The organism is Bradyrhizobium sp. WBOS08 (genome assembly GCF_024585125.1).
Classification (GTDB): Bacteria; Pseudomonadota; Alphaproteobacteria; order Rhizobiales; family Xanthobacteraceae; genus Bradyrhizobium; species Bradyrhizobium japonicum_B.
This window is the reverse complement of sequence record NZ_CP028988.1, coordinates 2,293,865-2,308,620: the sequence shown is the minus strand read 5'-3', so window position 1 is coordinate 2,308,620 and position 14,756 is coordinate 2,293,865. Positions and strand designations below refer to the sequence as shown.

Here is a 14,756-nt window from a genome sequence, read left to right as displayed (position 1 = left end):
CATGTGGGAAGAGCGGGCGAATTCGCAGAGGAAAAAATGACCAAGAAGAAAACACCCGATCAGCTCCGCAGCGCGCGCTGGTTCGCGCCCGACGATCTGCGCTCGTTCGGTCACCGCTCCCGCGCCATGCAGATGGGCTACGCCCCGGAGGAGTGGAAGGACCGCCCTGTTATCGCGATCCTCAACACCTGGTCGGACGCGCAGCCCTGTCACATGCACTTCAAGTCGCGGGTCGACGACGTCAAGCGCGGTATCCTGATGGCCGGCGGGCTGCCGCTGGAGCTGCCAGCGCTGTCGCTGTCGGAATCGCTGCTCAAGCCGACCACCATGCTCTACCGCAACCTGCTGGCGATGGACGCCGAGGAATTGCTGCGCAGCCATCCCGTCGACGGCGTGGTGCTGATGGGCGGCTGCGACAAGACCACGCCGGCGCTGCTGCTGGGGGCCACCTCGATGAACATCCCGGCGATCTATCTGCCGGCGGGCCCGATGCTGCGCGGCAATTGGAAGGGCAAGACGCTCGGCTCCGGCTCGGACGGCTGGAAATATTGGGACGAGCGCCGCGCCGGAAAGATCTCCGACAAGGACTGGCTCGACATCGAGGCCGGCATCGCCCGCAGCTACGGCACCTGCATGACCATGGGCACCGCCTCGACTATGACCGCGATCGCGGAAGCGATCGGCATGACGCTGCCCGGCGCCTCCTCGATTCCGGCCGCCGACGCCAACCACATCCGCATGGCCTCCGAATGCGGGCGCCGCATCGTCGAGATGGTGTGGGAAGACCTGACGCCGAAGACGATCCAGACCCGCAAGGCGTTCGAGAACGCGATCGCGGTGGCGATGGCAATGGGCTGCTCGACCAACGCGATCATCCACCTGATCGCGCAGGCCCGCCGCGCCGGCCAGGATATCGGCCTCGACGATTTCGAGATCGCGAGCCGCAAGGTGCCCGTCATCGCCAACGTCCGGCCGAGCGGCGACACCTACCTGATGGAGGACTTCTTCTATGCCGGCGGCCTGCCGGCGCTGATGGGCCAGATCAAGCCGCATCTGCATCTCGACTGCATCACCGTCACAGGCAAGACGCTGGGTGAGAACATCGAGGGCGCAGAGGTGCACAATGCCGACGTGATCCGCTCCGTCGACGACCCCATCTACAAGGAAGGCGCGCTCGCGGTGCTCAAGGGCAATCTGGCGCCCGACGGCTGTGTGATCAAGCCTTCCGCCTGCGCGCCGCGTTTCCTCAAGCACACCGGGCCGGCGCTGGTGTTCGACGATTATCCCGCGATGAAGCAGGCGGTCGACGATCCCAATCTGGACGTCACCGAGGACCACATTCTCATCCTGCGCAATGCCGGCCCGCAGGGCGGGCCGGGCATGCCGGAATGGGGCATGCTGCCGATCCCGACCAAGCTGGTGAAGCAGGGCGTGCGCGACATGGTGCGCATCTCGGATGCGCGCATGAGCGGCACCAGCTACGGCGCCTGCATCCTGCACGTTTCGCCGGAATCCTACATCGGCGGCCCGCTCGCTTTGGTGCAGAACGGCGACCGCATCACGCTCGACGTCGCCGCCCGCACCATCAATCTCGACGTGAGCGAAGCCGAGCTGGACAAGCGCCGCGCCGCCTGGAAGCAGCCCGAGCGCCGCTTCGAGCGCGGCTATGGCTGGATGTTCACAAAACACATCAAGCAGGCCAATGACGGCTGCGACTTCGACTTCCTCGAGACCGATTTCGGCGCGCCGATCGGCGAGCCGTCGATTTATTAGCCGCTGTCATTCCGGGGCATCGCGAAGCGATGAGCCCGGAATCCATACTCCCGATCGTGGTTATGGATTCCGGGCCTGCACCGCTATGCGGCGCATCCCGGAATGACGATCGGAGAGAGCGTACCAAATGACAAAACTCAGCGAAGCCACCCGCACAAAACTCAAATCCGTCTCCACCGCGACCGTCGCCACCGCCTTGTTCAAGCGCGGCCTGCGCATCCAGATGATCCAGGACGTCCATCCCGTCGGCCCCAACCAGCCGACCATGGTCGGCGAGGCCTTCACGCTGCGCTACATGCCGGCGCGCGAGGACCTCAACACCATCGACGTCTTCAGGGACCGCTCCCATCCGCAGCGCAAGGCGGTTGAGGATTGCCCGCCGGGTGCGGTGCTGGTGATGGACAGCCGCAAGGACGCGCGCGCGGCGTCGGCCGGTGCGATCCTGGTGACGCGATTAATGAAGCGCGGCGTCGCCGGCGTCGTCACCGACGGCGGGTTTCGCGATTCCGCCGAGATCGCCAGGCTCGGCATCCCCGCCTATCACCATCGCCCGAGTGCGCCGACGAACTTGACGCTGCACCAGGCGATCGAGATCAACGTCCCCATCGGCTGCGGCGACGCGCCGGTGTTTCCCGGCGACGTCATCCTCGGCGATGCCGACGGCGTCATCGTCATCCCCGCGCATCTTGCCGACGAGATCGCGAACGAGACCTTCGAGATGACCGCGTTCGAGGATTTCGTCACGGAGGAAGTCGGCAAGGGCCGCGGCATCTTCGGCCTCTATCCCGCGACAGACCCGCAGACGCTCACCGACTTCGCGGAGTGGCGGAAGAAGAACGGGCGGTAGTCCCTTCGCTTATCAGGACAATCGCATATGGACCGATCTCGCCTGTGGCCATCCTTCGAGACGCCCGCCGTTGGCGGGCCCTCAGGATGAGGACCGGAGTCATGGCGACTGCTTCAACGAGCACGGACATTGTTTAGCCTCATCCTGAGGAGACCGCGCAGCGGTCGTCTCGAAGGACGAGGCGTGCGCACCGGCCGCGCACAATTCTATGCGCTCGCCCTGCCGCTTGCGGGAGAGGCAGAAGTGTCACGCCTCCGCCATCCCCGCCGCCCACAGCGCGAAGGCATAGACGATCGCGACCTCGTCGAGCCGGTCGAATCGCCCGGAGGCGCCGCCGTGGCCGGCGCCCATGTTGGTGCGGAGCAGGACCGGGCCGCCGCCGGTCATGGTGGCGCGCAGGCGCGCGATCCATTTGGCGGGCTCCCAATAGGTGACGCGCGGATCGGTCAGGCCGCCCATCGCCAGGATCGCCGGATAGTCCTTTGCCGCGACATTGTCATAGGGCGAGTAGGACAGGATCGTGCGGAAATCCTTCTCGCTCTCGATCGGGTTGCCCCATTCCGGCCATTCCGGCGGCGTCAGCGGCAGCGTGTCGTCGAGCATGGTGTTGAGCACGTCGACGAACGGCACCTCCGCGACGATGCCGGCGAACAATTCGCCGGCACGGTTGGCGACCGCGCCCATCAGCATGCCGCCGGCCGAGCCACCATGGCCGATGATGCGCCTGGCGCTGGTGTATTTGGCATCGATCAGCGCACGGGCGCTGGCCGCGAAATCGTCAAAGCTGTTGGTCTTCTTCTCGCGCTTGCCGTCGAGATACCAGCCCCAGCCCTTGTCGGCGCCGCCGCGGATATGGGCAATGGCGTAGACGAAGCCGCGGTCGACCAGCGACAGGCGGTTGGCATTGAACGAAGCCGGCATCGCCATGCCGTAGGAGCCGTAGCCGTAGAGCAAAAGCGGCGCCGAGCCGTCGAGCTTCAGCCCGCGGCGATAAAGGATCGACACCGGCACCTCGGCGCCGTCATGTGCCTTCGCCATGATGCGCGTCGTGACGTAATCGGCCACGTCGTGGCCGGACGGGATCTCCTGGCGCTTGCGCAAGACGCGCGTGCGCTTGACCATGTCGTAGTCGTAGACCTCAGACGGCGTCGTCATCGACGAATAGGCAAAGCGCAGATTGGTCGTCTCGAACTCGTAGGAGCCCATCGTATCCAGCGAATAGGCGGCCTCGTCGAAGGCGATGGCGTGCTCCTCGCTCAAAGCGAGATCGCGGATCACGATCGACGGCAGCGCATTGGCGCGCTCCAGCCGCACCAGATGGCCGGCATAAAGGTCGAGGTCGATGATGTAGATCCCAGGCCGATACGGGATCAGGTCGCGCCAGTTCTTGCGCTCGGGCGCGTGAAGCGGCGCCGTAACGATCTTGAAGTCGATGGCGTTGTCGGCGTTGGTGAGGATGAACAGCTCGTCGCCGCGGTCGGCCAGCGAATATTGCACGCCCTGCTCGCGCGCGGCGACCAGGCGCGGCGGCGCCTCGGGGTTGGCGAGATCGATCAGCCGCTGCTCGCTGGTCTCGTGGTCGCCGCCCGCGATCACGCAGAAGCGGCCGCTGGTGCTCTCGTGCAGATGGGTGAACCAGCCGGCATCCTGCTCCTCATACACCAGAATGTCGTCGGCCTGCTTGCTGCCGAGCCTGTGGCGCCAGACCTGCATCGGCCGGTGATTGTCGTCGAGTCTGACGTAGAAGAAGCTTTTGCAGTCAGCGGTCCAGACCACGCCGCCGTCGGTCTCTTCCACAAGATCATCCAGATCGCTTCCGGTCGCCCAGTCACGCACGCGGATGGAGAAATATTCCGAGCCCTTGGTGTCCGCGCTCCAGGCCTGCATCTTGTGATCGTTCGAATGGCGGCTGCCGCCGAACTTGAAATAGGTGTGATCCTTGGCGAGCGCATCGCCGTCGAGCACGATCTCGCCGTCGCCGCCCTCGCGCGGCATGCGGCCGAACAGCTCGTGCTGCCCGCCCTCGCGAAACCGGCGGAAATAGGCGAACGGACCATCCGGCGACGGCACGCTGGAATCGTCCTCCTTGATCCGTCCGCGCATCTCGCGCACCAGCGTCTTCTGCAGCGGCGCGGTATGACCGAGCAGGCTCTCGGTGTAGCCGTTCTCTTCAACCAGATAGTTGCGGATATCGGGGTCGAGCACCGCGGGATCGCGCAGCACCTCCTGCCATTTCGCGTCTTTCAACCAGGCATAGTCGTCGCTCACGGTGATCCCGTGCCGCGTGAAGGAATGCGGCCGGCGCGGCGCGACAGGGGGCTTCGAAGCTGTTTTGGCCTGGGTCACTCGATCCTCGTTCAGATGCTATCCGCGGCGCGCCGCGTTCCCTTATATCGCCCCGATTCCACGAATTGCCAGCGCGTCCGCTAGAGCCGAATGGCTTTAGGGTCGAGTGAATCGCCGCGGCCAGTTCACCTCTCCCGCTTGCGGGAGAGGTCGGCGCGCCCGGGCGATGCGAAGCATCGTCCCGCGCGCCGGGTGAGGGTTCTCTCCTCTTGGGGAGTGTCCCGTTGCGGAGACACCCTCTCCCCGGTCTGAACACCGCAAGCGGGAGAGGGAGCGCACTTCCGTCCCGGGAGCCATCAAACCATATCCCACGACGCTATAGAGATCGCCGGGTTGTTGATCGGCCCCGTGTATGCTTTACGGACCGTATCCCCGCCGCCGGTCCAGCCTGATGCTGTTCAATTCCTACCCGTTCATCCTGCTGTTCCTGCCCCTCGTGCTCGCCGGCTATTTCTGGCTCGGGCGGCGCAGCAATCTCATGCCGGTGATCTGGCTGGCACTGGCCTCGCTCGCCTTCTACGCCATCGGCAGCTGGCAGTTCGTGGCGCTGCTGCTGCTGTCGATCGGCTTCAACTACGGCGTCGGCCATCTGCTGATCGTGTCGGAGCTCGACCCGTCGCGACGAAAGGCGGTGCTCGCGCTTGGCGTCGCCGGCGATCTCATCGTGCTCGGCATCTTCAAATATGCCGGTTTCGTCACCGAGAACGTCAACGCGCTGTTCGGCACGCATGTCGCGGTCCACATCCTGCTGCCGGTCGGCATCTCCTTCTACACGTTCACGCAGATCGCGTTCCTGGTCGATGCCTATCGCGGCCAGGTCGCGGCCTACGCGCTGCCGCATTACACGCTGTTCGTGACCTATTTCCCGCATCTGATCGCCGGGCCCATCCTCCACCACAAGGATATGATCCCGCAGTTCGAACGGGAGGAGACCAAGCGCCCGGACGGGCACCTCATGTTATGCGGAATCATCATCTTCGCCATCGGCCTGTTCAAGAAGACCTGTCTCGCAGACGGCATCCAGCCGCTGGTCGCGCTCGCCTTCGAGGCGCGCTCGCCGAGCTTCGACCAGGCCTGGCTGGGTGCGCTCGCCTACACGTTCCAGCTCTATTTCGACTTCTCCGGCTATTCCGACATGGCGATCGGGATCTCGCTGATGTTCGGCATCTTCCTGCCCGTGAACTTCAACTCGCCTTACAAGGCGACCAGCATCGTCGAGTTCTGGCGCCGCTGGCACATGACGCTGTCGCAATTTTTGCGCGACTATCTCTACATCCCGCTCGGCGGCAATCGCAGGGGACGCGTGCTGCGCTACGTCAACCTGATGATCACGATGCTGCTCGGCGGGCTCTGGCACGGCGCGGCCTGGACTTTCGTCATTTGGGGCGCGCTGCATGGGGCCTATCTCTGCATCAATCACGCCTTCAATGCGTTGGTGCCGAACGTTCCGCCGCTGCTTGCACGCCCAGCTCGCATCGCAGGCGCTGCGCTGACGTTCCTCGCTGTCGTGGTCGCCTGGGTGTTCTTCCGTGCCGCGGGTGTGGAATGGGCGCTACGCGTGCTCCAGGCCATGGCCGATCCCTCGAATATCGCTTTCGGCCGCGAGGAGATCGCGGCGCTGGTGATGGTCGTCATCTACGCCGCGCTGGTGTGGCTGGCACCGAACACGCAAACGCTGATGGGATATGATCACGCGGGCCGCAGGGTCGGCGAAGGCTTGCGGGCAGGGCGGATGCGGCCGCTGGTCCTCTATGCGGCGTCGCTGGTGCTGGCGTTTGGGATCCTGGGCATCCAGAGCCACAGCGAATTCATCTATTTCCGGTTCTGATGCGCGGGGCGTTCACACATCTGGTGCGTCTGATGCTCGCGAGCCTCGTGTGCGTGCTGGGCGCCGCGCTGCTCACCTATGCCGTCGATCCCCTGCAGCTGTTCCGGCCTTCGCGCCTCGCCTTCTATTCCGACGACACCCGCGTGCAGAATGCCGGGCTGATCCGCAGCCAGTCGTTCGACACGGCCTTCATGGGCACCTCGCTCGCGATCCATTTCCGCCAGAGCGACATCGACCGCGCGCTCGGCGTGCATTCGCTCAAGCTGGCGATGACCGGCTCCAACTCGCGCCAGCAGGGTTTCGTGCTGGAGCAGGCGATCGGGCGCGGCGCCAGGCGCGTGATCTGGGCGATGGACGATTTCATCTTCATCGATGCCGCCGACATCGAATCCGATCCGTATCTCTCCGTCGATCTCTATCGCGGGACGGCGAAGGGGATTGCGTCCTATCTGTTCAGTGCCGCGATGGCGAAGGAATCTCTGTTCGCGCTGCTGCGCTCGGTTCCGCCATTGCGGCCGCCGCTGACCCGGGCGGCGCCGTTCCTGCCCGTGAAATTCGCGCTGCCTGACGTTGACGACATCTACGCGCTGCCGCGGGATTTCGACGTCGCGCGCGAGTACAATGCGAAGAAGACGCTCGCGGCCTTCACCTACATCACCAATCCCACGCGCAGCCGTTTCCTCGGCGAAGGCTACGATTACGAGGCCATGGTCCGGCATTTCGAACAGGATGCCGTCGGACTGATCGCGCGTCACCCCGACGTCACCTTCGACGTCTACTTCCCGCCCTATTCGATCCTGCAATTCGTCGCGATGCGCGAGGCTTCGCCTGAGACGCTGAAGACCGTCACCGATCTCACCGCCGCCATCGCGCGGCGCCTGACGCAGCTCCCCAATGTGCGCCTGCACGATTTCCGCGCGATCAAGGAAGTAACCCACGACCACGACAATTACGGCGACGTCATCCACCATTCGCCGGTGGTGGACGCCATGGTGCTGAGATGGCTGGCGAGCGGGGCCTATCGCGTCGATCCGAAGGCACCCACCGCGTCACTGGACGAGTTGAAGGCGCAGGTCGAAGATTATCGCGTTGGGCGCTGATCTTCCCCTCTCCCCTTGTGGGCCCCCTTGTGGGAGAGGGTGGCTCGCCACGAAGCGGCGAGACGGGTGAGGGGTTCTATCCGCGCGTAAAACTCTCGCGATGAGATTCGCCGATAGAACCCCTCATCCGGCGCTTCGCGCCACCTTCTCCCACAAGGGGAGAAGGAAGAAAGCGGCCTTCCTACGCCGCCACCTCGTCGCCGAGATACGACACCGCCGCTTCCATCCCGCCCTTGCCGTGCGGGATCTTCAGCGCGTTGAGGCCGACCTCGATCACCCCGAGCGTGCCGAGCAGCATCGGCGCGTTGACGTGGCCCATATGGGCGATGCGGAAGGCCTGGCCGGAGAGGTCGCCGATGCCGGTGCCCAGCACCACGCCGCACTTGTCCTTGCAATAGCGTTGCAGCACCGCGGGGTCGTGGCCGTTGCTCATGGTCACCGTGGTCACGGTGTTGGAGCGCTCGCTGGCTTCGGCGACGTTGAAGCCGAGCACCTGGCCTTCCGCCCAGACGGCAACGGCGCGGCGCGCGGCTTCGCCGAGCAGGCTGTGGCGGCGGAAGGCGTTCTCGAGGCCCTCCTCGTGCAGCAAGTCGATCGCCCGGCGCAACGCGAACAACAGATGCACCGGCGCGGTGCCGGCATATTTGCGATAGTTCTCGGTGCCCTCGCGCTCGCTCCAGCTCCAATAGGGCGTCGACATGTTGGCCTTCTTGTGCACCTCGAGTGCACGCGCATTGGCGGCGACGAAGCCGAGGCCGGGCGGCGTCATCAGGCCCTTCTGCGAGCCGGACATCGCGACGTCGATGCCCCATTTGTCCATCTCGAACGGCATGCAGCCGAGCGAGGCCACGGTGTCGACCATGTACAGCGCGGGATGACCGCTCGCCTTGATCGCCTTGCCGATCGCCTCGATGTCGTTCTGCACGCCCGAGGCGGTGTCGACCTGGACCACGACGACGGCCTTGATGCTGTGCTCCTTGTCGCGGCGCAGGCGCTCCTCGACCTCGTGCGGCCGCACCGCGCGGCGCCAGTCGCCCTTGAGCACCTCGACCTCGGCGCCCATCAGCGCCGCTGCATTACCCCAGCCGATCGCGAAACGGCCGCTCTCCAGCACCAGCACCTTGTCGCCGCGCGACAGCACGTTGCTGAGCGCCGCTTCCCAGGCGCCGTGACCGTTGGCGATGTAGATGTAGGACTTGCCCTTGGTCGCAAACAGCTTGGAGATGTCGCCGAGCAGGCTCTCGGTCAGGTCGAGCATCTCCTTGGAGTAGATGTCGATCGCCGGACGGTGCATCGCCCGCAGCACCTCGTCGGGCATCGTGGTGGGCCCGGGGATGGCCAGAAACTCCCGGCCCGCGCGAACGGTCATTGCTGTCGGTCCTTGTTGCCAGAGAACAGATTGGTGGGTTGCTGAATCACGTTTTACGCGCGGCCTGGGTTCGAGAAAAGCACGTTAAACGCAGGTCTGGTTATCGCTTGGTCTCGCGGCAGCCGGCGGCTTCGGCCTCCTCGACCGAGCAGAACCAGCGGGTGCCCTTGCTGATCTTCATCTTGATCTGGGTGTACCAGCGGCTGGTCGGCCGGTGGAAGATGCACTCGCCGGCGCTGTTGACGTTGCCTTTGATGGTGCAATCCGGCGAAGGCGCGACCGGGCCCGAGGCCGAGGCGAGCAGCACCGCATGCGCCCCGTCGGGCGGCTTGGTGGCACCCAGGATGACGGTCTTCTTGTTGCGGACGCGCCAGTCCCAGGGCGCGATGAAGGCGCCTTGCCACATCCCGGCCTTGGCCTCACGCGCGGCCTTTTCGTCCGCTTCGTAATCATGGGACATGCGGGTGTAGGCCAGCGCCCAGCCGCTGCGCACCAGCCATTTCTGGATGTCCTCGCCGCCAACCTCGCAACGCGCCACGGTGCGGCCGCGCCGGTCGATCGACCTCGTGTGGCAGGTCCAGGTCTTGCCGTCGGCATGCTTGGCGAGCTCATCGCGCGCCGCGATCCCGCAGGTCCAGCGCTCGGTCTTGGTGTTGAGGCAGAGCTGGTCGATCGCAGGCGCGTCGATGCCGCCGAGCCGGATCCGCGTGTTGCCGATCACCACGGCGTCGCCGGCGCGAACCTTCGCCGTGCCGGTGATGTCGGCGGCGTGCGCGAGTGAGGGGGCGAGGAAAGCCAGCGCAATCAGTAATTTTCGCAACGTGCCGGTCCGCGTGTGATGAAAATCTCGATAGAACGCGCAATTGTGGTCGGCTTTTGTCCGCTCGGCCAGCTTATGCTTCACGGATAGGCTTTCAACTTCCCGTCATTGCGGGAGGTCTCGTAGAGTGGGCAAAGCGAAGCGTGCCCACGATGTCTTACGTGGGCACGGCGCTCCGCGCCTTTGCCCACCTACGAGACCCGTGCTCGGCGCACGACTCACCCCCGCGCCATCGCCCGCTTCGCCAGCGCCAGCCCCATCAGCACGAAGGCCGACGTCACCTCCGGGCCGCCCACCAGGATCCGCGTCGGCGTCTTCATCTTGTTCCACTCATAGGCGCGGAACGGGCCGCGGCGGCCGCCTTCGCCGACGGCACCGACGATGACGTTCAGCGCCGGCGCGAAGTCGCGCGGGGCGGCGCCGAGATGGCCGAGCGCGATCAGCGCCAGCGCGGCGTCGAACGCGTTCATCTCCGCGGCCATCAGCTCGCTCTTGACGTAGGACAGCACGCGGTGGCGGATGAAGTCGAAATCGCGGGCGGGATCGATCGCGGCCTGCGCCGCCGGCGGCAGCGCCAGGAAGGCCGCATAGCAGCGGCCGAAATAGGCGCTGTAGAGTTCCGGCAGGTAATAGATGTGGGAACGCGGATTGGCGAAGGCGCCGCTCGCCGCCAGCCGCTTCTGGAAGCCGATGATGCGATGCACCGTGGCGAGCCGCGACGGCGTCTCCAGGACTTTCCAGCGCGTCAGGTTGCGAAAGCTCACCTCGAGAATGTCGAGATTGAGCGTCGGATCGAGATCATTGCCGTAGGGCCGCTCGCCCGCGAGGTTGTCGATCCAGGTCGCGACCCCGCCCTCGTAATCGATGTTGTCGTTGAGCGGCACGGTCACGCGCGGTGCGTTGATTCCGGCACGCACCTGGTAGCCGGAATAGAAGTCGAGCAGCGGCTGGTCGATGATCGGATCAAGGCAGCCGGCCTGGGTCGCTGCCGAGATCGAGCACGCCGTGGTGTCGCAATCCGGCACGTAGACGCCGAAACCGAGATCCTGCTTGATCTGCGCGAAGTAGCGCGAGAAGCGCGGATGCGGCGCCGGCGCCAGCGCGGTGACGACGTTGAAGCGCTCCCCGTCGATGCCCTCGACCTCCTCGCGGCTGATGTTGATGCAGAAATTCACCATGTCGGCGATGGCGCGCTGTGCTGCGACCTTGTCGGCCGGTGAGGCGAGGCCGCTCTCGCCGTAGCTCAGCAGCGCCTCGATGAAGAACGCATCGTAATAGGCCGAGCGGTGCCGGATCTGCACCGGCTCCCACATCGGCTCGGCGATTCCCCGCCAGGGCGGATTGACGACGGCCGCGGCCTTCGAGCGCGCGATGAAGACGCGGGCGAGGTTGAACAGCAGCGAGGAATTCTTGTAGCCGCGGGCATTGAGGCCCGTGAGCGCCATGATCAGCTCGCGGCCGCGGAAATCGGGATCGCCGATCAGGTTGAAGGCGGCATAGGTCGGCAGGAAGCCGTTCTTGCGGTAGGAGCCGAGCAGATGCTGCGCGCAGTCGCGGATCACGGCGTCGATCTGCGCTTGCGGCGGCGCGGCGCCGGTGAGCATTGCCGGCCGCGGCTTGGGATGGTCGAGCGCGATGCTGTCGACGAGATCGGCGACCGGCTGGCCGACCGCCGCCCAGTCGGGTTCGGCCTCGTCGCGGGCGCGCGCCAGCGCCGCGCGCAGCGCCGTCAGCCTGGCCTCGTCGCGCAGCTCGGGCAGCCCGGCCCGCCGCAGCAGCACCCGCAGCGCGGGATTGCCGAGCGCGGTCTTGTAGAACTTGGCGAGATGCGGATCGCCGCCGGCCGGGCCCGAGAGGACGGGATCGCAGACGTCGTAAAGCGAGGGGCCGTCCTTCGGCGCCAGCAGCGCCCGGCAGGCGGCGCCGGCAAAATAATGAAAGCTCATGAAGTACTCGGTCGCGGGGACTTTGGCGGGGTCGGCCAGGGGTCGGCCAGCGCGCTCCCAGCCGCGCGCCACCCCCTGCAAGTCGTTGAAAAGGCTACCCGGATTCGCAGGAAAAACAAATGTGATGAGAGTCACGGAAGAAGCCGGCACGAAGGCTGCATGATCGGACCCGGAAGGCTACGGGGAGAGCAGAAAATGCAGACATTGAGGCAGCGGAATTATCAAGTATCTTCAGTGCCTTAGCTGAAATATTGAGCAATCTGTTGCCGGGCCCCCTATATCCGGTTAAAGGTTTGTTTGGTGCGGCGCCGCAAATTGCGCGCAATTCGGGGGCACATCCCCGGCCAATCCCTCAAACCTAAAGACGCTATCGCGCTACTCAAACAGTGTGCGCGCGCTTGGCTGGTCTTTGGCACAGGAAACGAACCGAGATGAATGTAAAGCAGCTCGACCTTTCCCGACGCACCATCGCGGTGGCCGCGGCCCTGATCGGCACGGTCTCGCTGGTGATCGGCGCCCATGCTGCTCTCAACATGCGTGCGATCGATGCCGCCAAGGCCGTCTCGACCGACCAGATCACCGGCTCGACCGGCCAGTCCTCGCGCCTCGCGCTGGTCATCGGCAATGGACATTATCCCGACGCCAGCGCGCCGCTGACGCAGTCGATCAACGACGCCCGCGCGCTGTCCTCGTCCCTGCGCAAGGACGGCTTCGACGTCGACATGGTGGAAGACGCGACCCGGGACGACATGGTCCGCGCCGTGAACCGCCTCAAGTCCCGGATCAAGCGCGACAGCGTCGTCATGCTGTTCTTCGGCGGCTACGGCGTGCAGGCCGGCCGCGAGAGCTACATGCTGCCGGTCGACGCCGCGATATGGAAGGAAAGCGACGTCCGCCGCCAGGGCGTCTCGATCGACGGCGTGATCGAGATGATGAAGGAGCAGGGCGCCAAGGCCAAGCTCGTCGTCGTCGACGCCTCCCGCCGTAACCCCTACGAGCGCCGCTTCCGCTCCTACAGCCACGGTCTCGCGCCGATCAGCGCGTCCGACAATGCGCTGATCCTCTCCTCGGCCTCGCCCGGCAAGGTCGTCGACGACGGCAAGGGCGAGCACAGCGTGCTGGTCAGCGAGTTCCTGAGCAACCTCAATGCCAAGGGCAGCGCCGAAAGCGTCTTCAACAAGACCCGCCTCGCCATCTCCCGCGCCAGCGAAGGCGACCAGGTCCCGACCGTCTCCTCCTCGCTGCTCGAAGACGTCCGTTTCGGCGAAGCCGGCGGCTAGTTTTTTTAAGGGCTCGCGAGCTCTCGTAGGGTGGGCAGAGACGCGTAAGCGTCGTGCCCACCATTTCTCCATCATCGCGATAGAAGACGTGGGCACGCTACGCTTTGCCCACCCTACGAGAGCGCATGTGACGCGCATCTACCTCCACACCGTCATTGCGAGCGCAGCGAAGCAATCCAGAATCTTTCTGCGGAAAGACTCTGGATTGCTTCGTCGCAAGGGCTCCTCGCAATGACGGCGTTGAGAGAGCTTCGCTCGCAATGACGCCTGTAGCTGCTACTTCGCCGCTTCCGCGGCCATCACCGGGCGGACCGGATCGCCTTCACGCAGCAGCGCGCCGGCGCGGGCGACGACGACATCGCCTTCGTTGAGGCCGTCGCGGATCTCGATATTGCCGCCCGACATCAAGCCGACCTCGACACGCTTGGTCTCGACGCGGTTGCGGCGGATCACCTGCACCACGGTGCCGGCGGAGGAATATTGCACTGCTGTCAGCGGCACCGCGACGTTGCAGCTCTGCCCGGTCTTGATCAGCGCGCGCCCGCTCGCCTTCAGCAGCAGCCGCTTCTGCGATGAGATGCCGATATAGACCATGCCCTGCTGGATGTTGGGTTCGATGGTCGGGCCGATGCGGCGCACCTTGCCGTCGATGTCGCCGCTGCCTGCGATCCGCACCGTCGCCGGCTGATTGACGGCGAGCTTGCGCACGTCGGAGGTCGCCACGAGGCCGACGAGATCGTATTCGCTGCGCGCCACGATCGTGAACAGCGCCTCGCCCTTGGCCGAGGCGAAATTGCCGATCTGGGCGGTCGATGTCGCGATTACGCCCGCCACGGGAGCGGTGACCTGCAGCGTGCCGCCCTCGGGCAGCGCCAGCCGCGCCAGCACCTGGCCGGCGGTGGTGGTGTCGCCGGCTTCCGCCAGCACGTCCGTGACCTTCAGGCCCGGACGCTCGGGCCGCACCGAGGTCTCCTCCCGCGCGATGATCGTGCCGGTGGCCTCGACGATGTCGGAGAAGCAGGATTTTGCGACTTTCAGCACCGTGACCGCCGGTCCCTTGGGCGCCTCGTCATCGGCGGCTTTGGCCGGACATGAACCGAGGGCAAGCACGCCGGCGACGGCTGCGGGACACAGGCTTCGAACAACGGCACGGGACAAATGACGCATCGGAAATTCCACGGGTTCTATGGCTCCAATCGATAGCAGATGGCAGGGTCGCGGACTACGGCAGCGTTGTCTCCAAAAAGCAGGCCGTGCCGCCGGGGCCGGCGCAGCAAGTCCTTGATTAGTCGCAGGATTGGAGAACAGGTTCGCCTTTTTGCCGGGCGCGCGCGCGCTCGGCCCTACTTCCAAAGTGCGGCTATCACGGTCTTCTCACATGCGAGAGCCGCCTGTATGGGATTAGGATCAGAATGACGCGGCATCGTCGCCGCACAGCTCATGGTTG

10 protein-coding genes are annotated in these 14,756 nt (G+C 65.3%); 5 read left to right on the top strand and 5 right to left on the bottom strand.

What is annotated here, in order from left to right:
• Window positions 1–36: 36 nt before the first annotated feature.
• Both araD and DCM80_RS11070 read left to right on the top strand, forming a co-directional pair.
• Window positions 37–1,773: an L-arabinonate dehydratase gene (gene araD / locus DCM80_RS11075; RefSeq protein ID WP_257196983.1), complete on the top strand. Its 1,737-nt coding sequence runs from the start codon at window positions 37–39 to the stop codon at window positions 1,771–1,773.
• A 127-nt stretch (window positions 1,774–1,900) separates the two neighbouring features.
• Window positions 1,901–2,620 carry a ribonuclease activity regulator RraA gene (locus tag DCM80_RS11070; RefSeq protein WP_257196982.1) on the top strand — a complete coding sequence of 240 codons (720 nt, stop codon included), beginning with the start codon at window positions 1,901–1,903 and terminating at the stop codon, window positions 2,618–2,620.
• Window positions 2,621–2,866: 246 nt separating this feature from the next.
• On the opposite strand, the gene DCM80_RS11065 is transcribed toward DCM80_RS11070, so the two are convergent.
• Window positions 2,867–4,966, bottom strand: a complete 2,100-nt coding sequence (locus DCM80_RS11065) for a S9 family peptidase (RefSeq protein ID WP_257196981.1) — start codon at window positions 4,964–4,966, stop codon at window positions 2,867–2,869.
• A gap of 391 nt (window positions 4,967–5,357) precedes the next feature.
• On the opposite strand from DCM80_RS11065, the gene DCM80_RS11060 reads away from it, so the two are divergent.
• Together DCM80_RS11060 and DCM80_RS11055 are read left to right on the top strand one after the other, a co-directional pair.
• Window positions 5,358–6,794, top strand: coding sequence for an MBOAT family protein (locus DCM80_RS11060; RefSeq protein ID WP_257196980.1), 1,437 nt, complete (start codon window positions 5,358–5,360; stop codon window positions 6,792–6,794).
• Window positions 6,794–7,894 carry a hypothetical protein gene (locus DCM80_RS11055; protein WP_257196979.1) on the top strand — a complete coding sequence of 367 codons (1,101 nt, stop codon included), beginning with the start codon at window positions 6,794–6,796 and terminating at the stop codon, window positions 7,892–7,894. Before DCM80_RS11060 ends, DCM80_RS11055 begins: the two co-directional genes overlap by 1 nt.
• Before the next feature lie 181 nt (window positions 7,895–8,075).
• Here DCM80_RS11055 and DCM80_RS11050 read toward each other — a convergent pair whose 3' ends face one another.
• From DCM80_RS11050 to DCM80_RS11040, 3 genes are all read right to left on the bottom strand, one after another.
• The gene (locus DCM80_RS11050) at window positions 8,076–9,263 is read right to left on the bottom strand and encodes an alanine--glyoxylate aminotransferase family protein (RefSeq protein WP_257196978.1); all 1,188 of its coding nucleotides are present in this window, start codon (window positions 9,261–9,263) and stop codon (window positions 8,076–8,078) included.
• 100 nt (window positions 9,264–9,363) lie between these two features.
• A complete protein-coding gene (locus DCM80_RS11045; RefSeq protein WP_257197928.1) occupies window positions 9,364–10,083 on the bottom strand; it encodes a thermonuclease family protein in 720 nt (239 codons plus the stop codon).
• A gap of 218 nt (window positions 10,084–10,301) precedes the next feature.
• On the bottom strand, window positions 10,302–12,029 hold the full coding sequence (locus DCM80_RS11040) for a hypothetical protein (RefSeq protein WP_257196977.1): 1,728 nt from the start codon (window positions 12,027–12,029) through the stop codon (window positions 10,302–10,304).
• 431 nt (window positions 12,030–12,460) lie between these two features.
• Here DCM80_RS11040 and DCM80_RS11035 point away from each other — a divergent pair, with 431 nt between their 5' ends.
• Window positions 12,461–13,309, top strand: a complete 849-nt coding sequence (locus tag DCM80_RS11035) for a caspase family protein (protein WP_257196976.1) — start codon at window positions 12,461–12,463, stop codon at window positions 13,307–13,309.
• 276 nt (window positions 13,310–13,585) lie between these two features.
• On the opposite strand, the gene DCM80_RS11030 is transcribed toward DCM80_RS11035, so the two are convergent.
• Complete coding sequence (locus DCM80_RS11030; RefSeq protein ID WP_257196975.1) at window positions 13,586–14,476, bottom strand: efflux RND transporter periplasmic adaptor subunit; 891 nt, start codon at window positions 14,474–14,476, stop codon at window positions 13,586–13,588.
• Window positions 14,477–14,756: the final 280 nt, after the last annotated feature.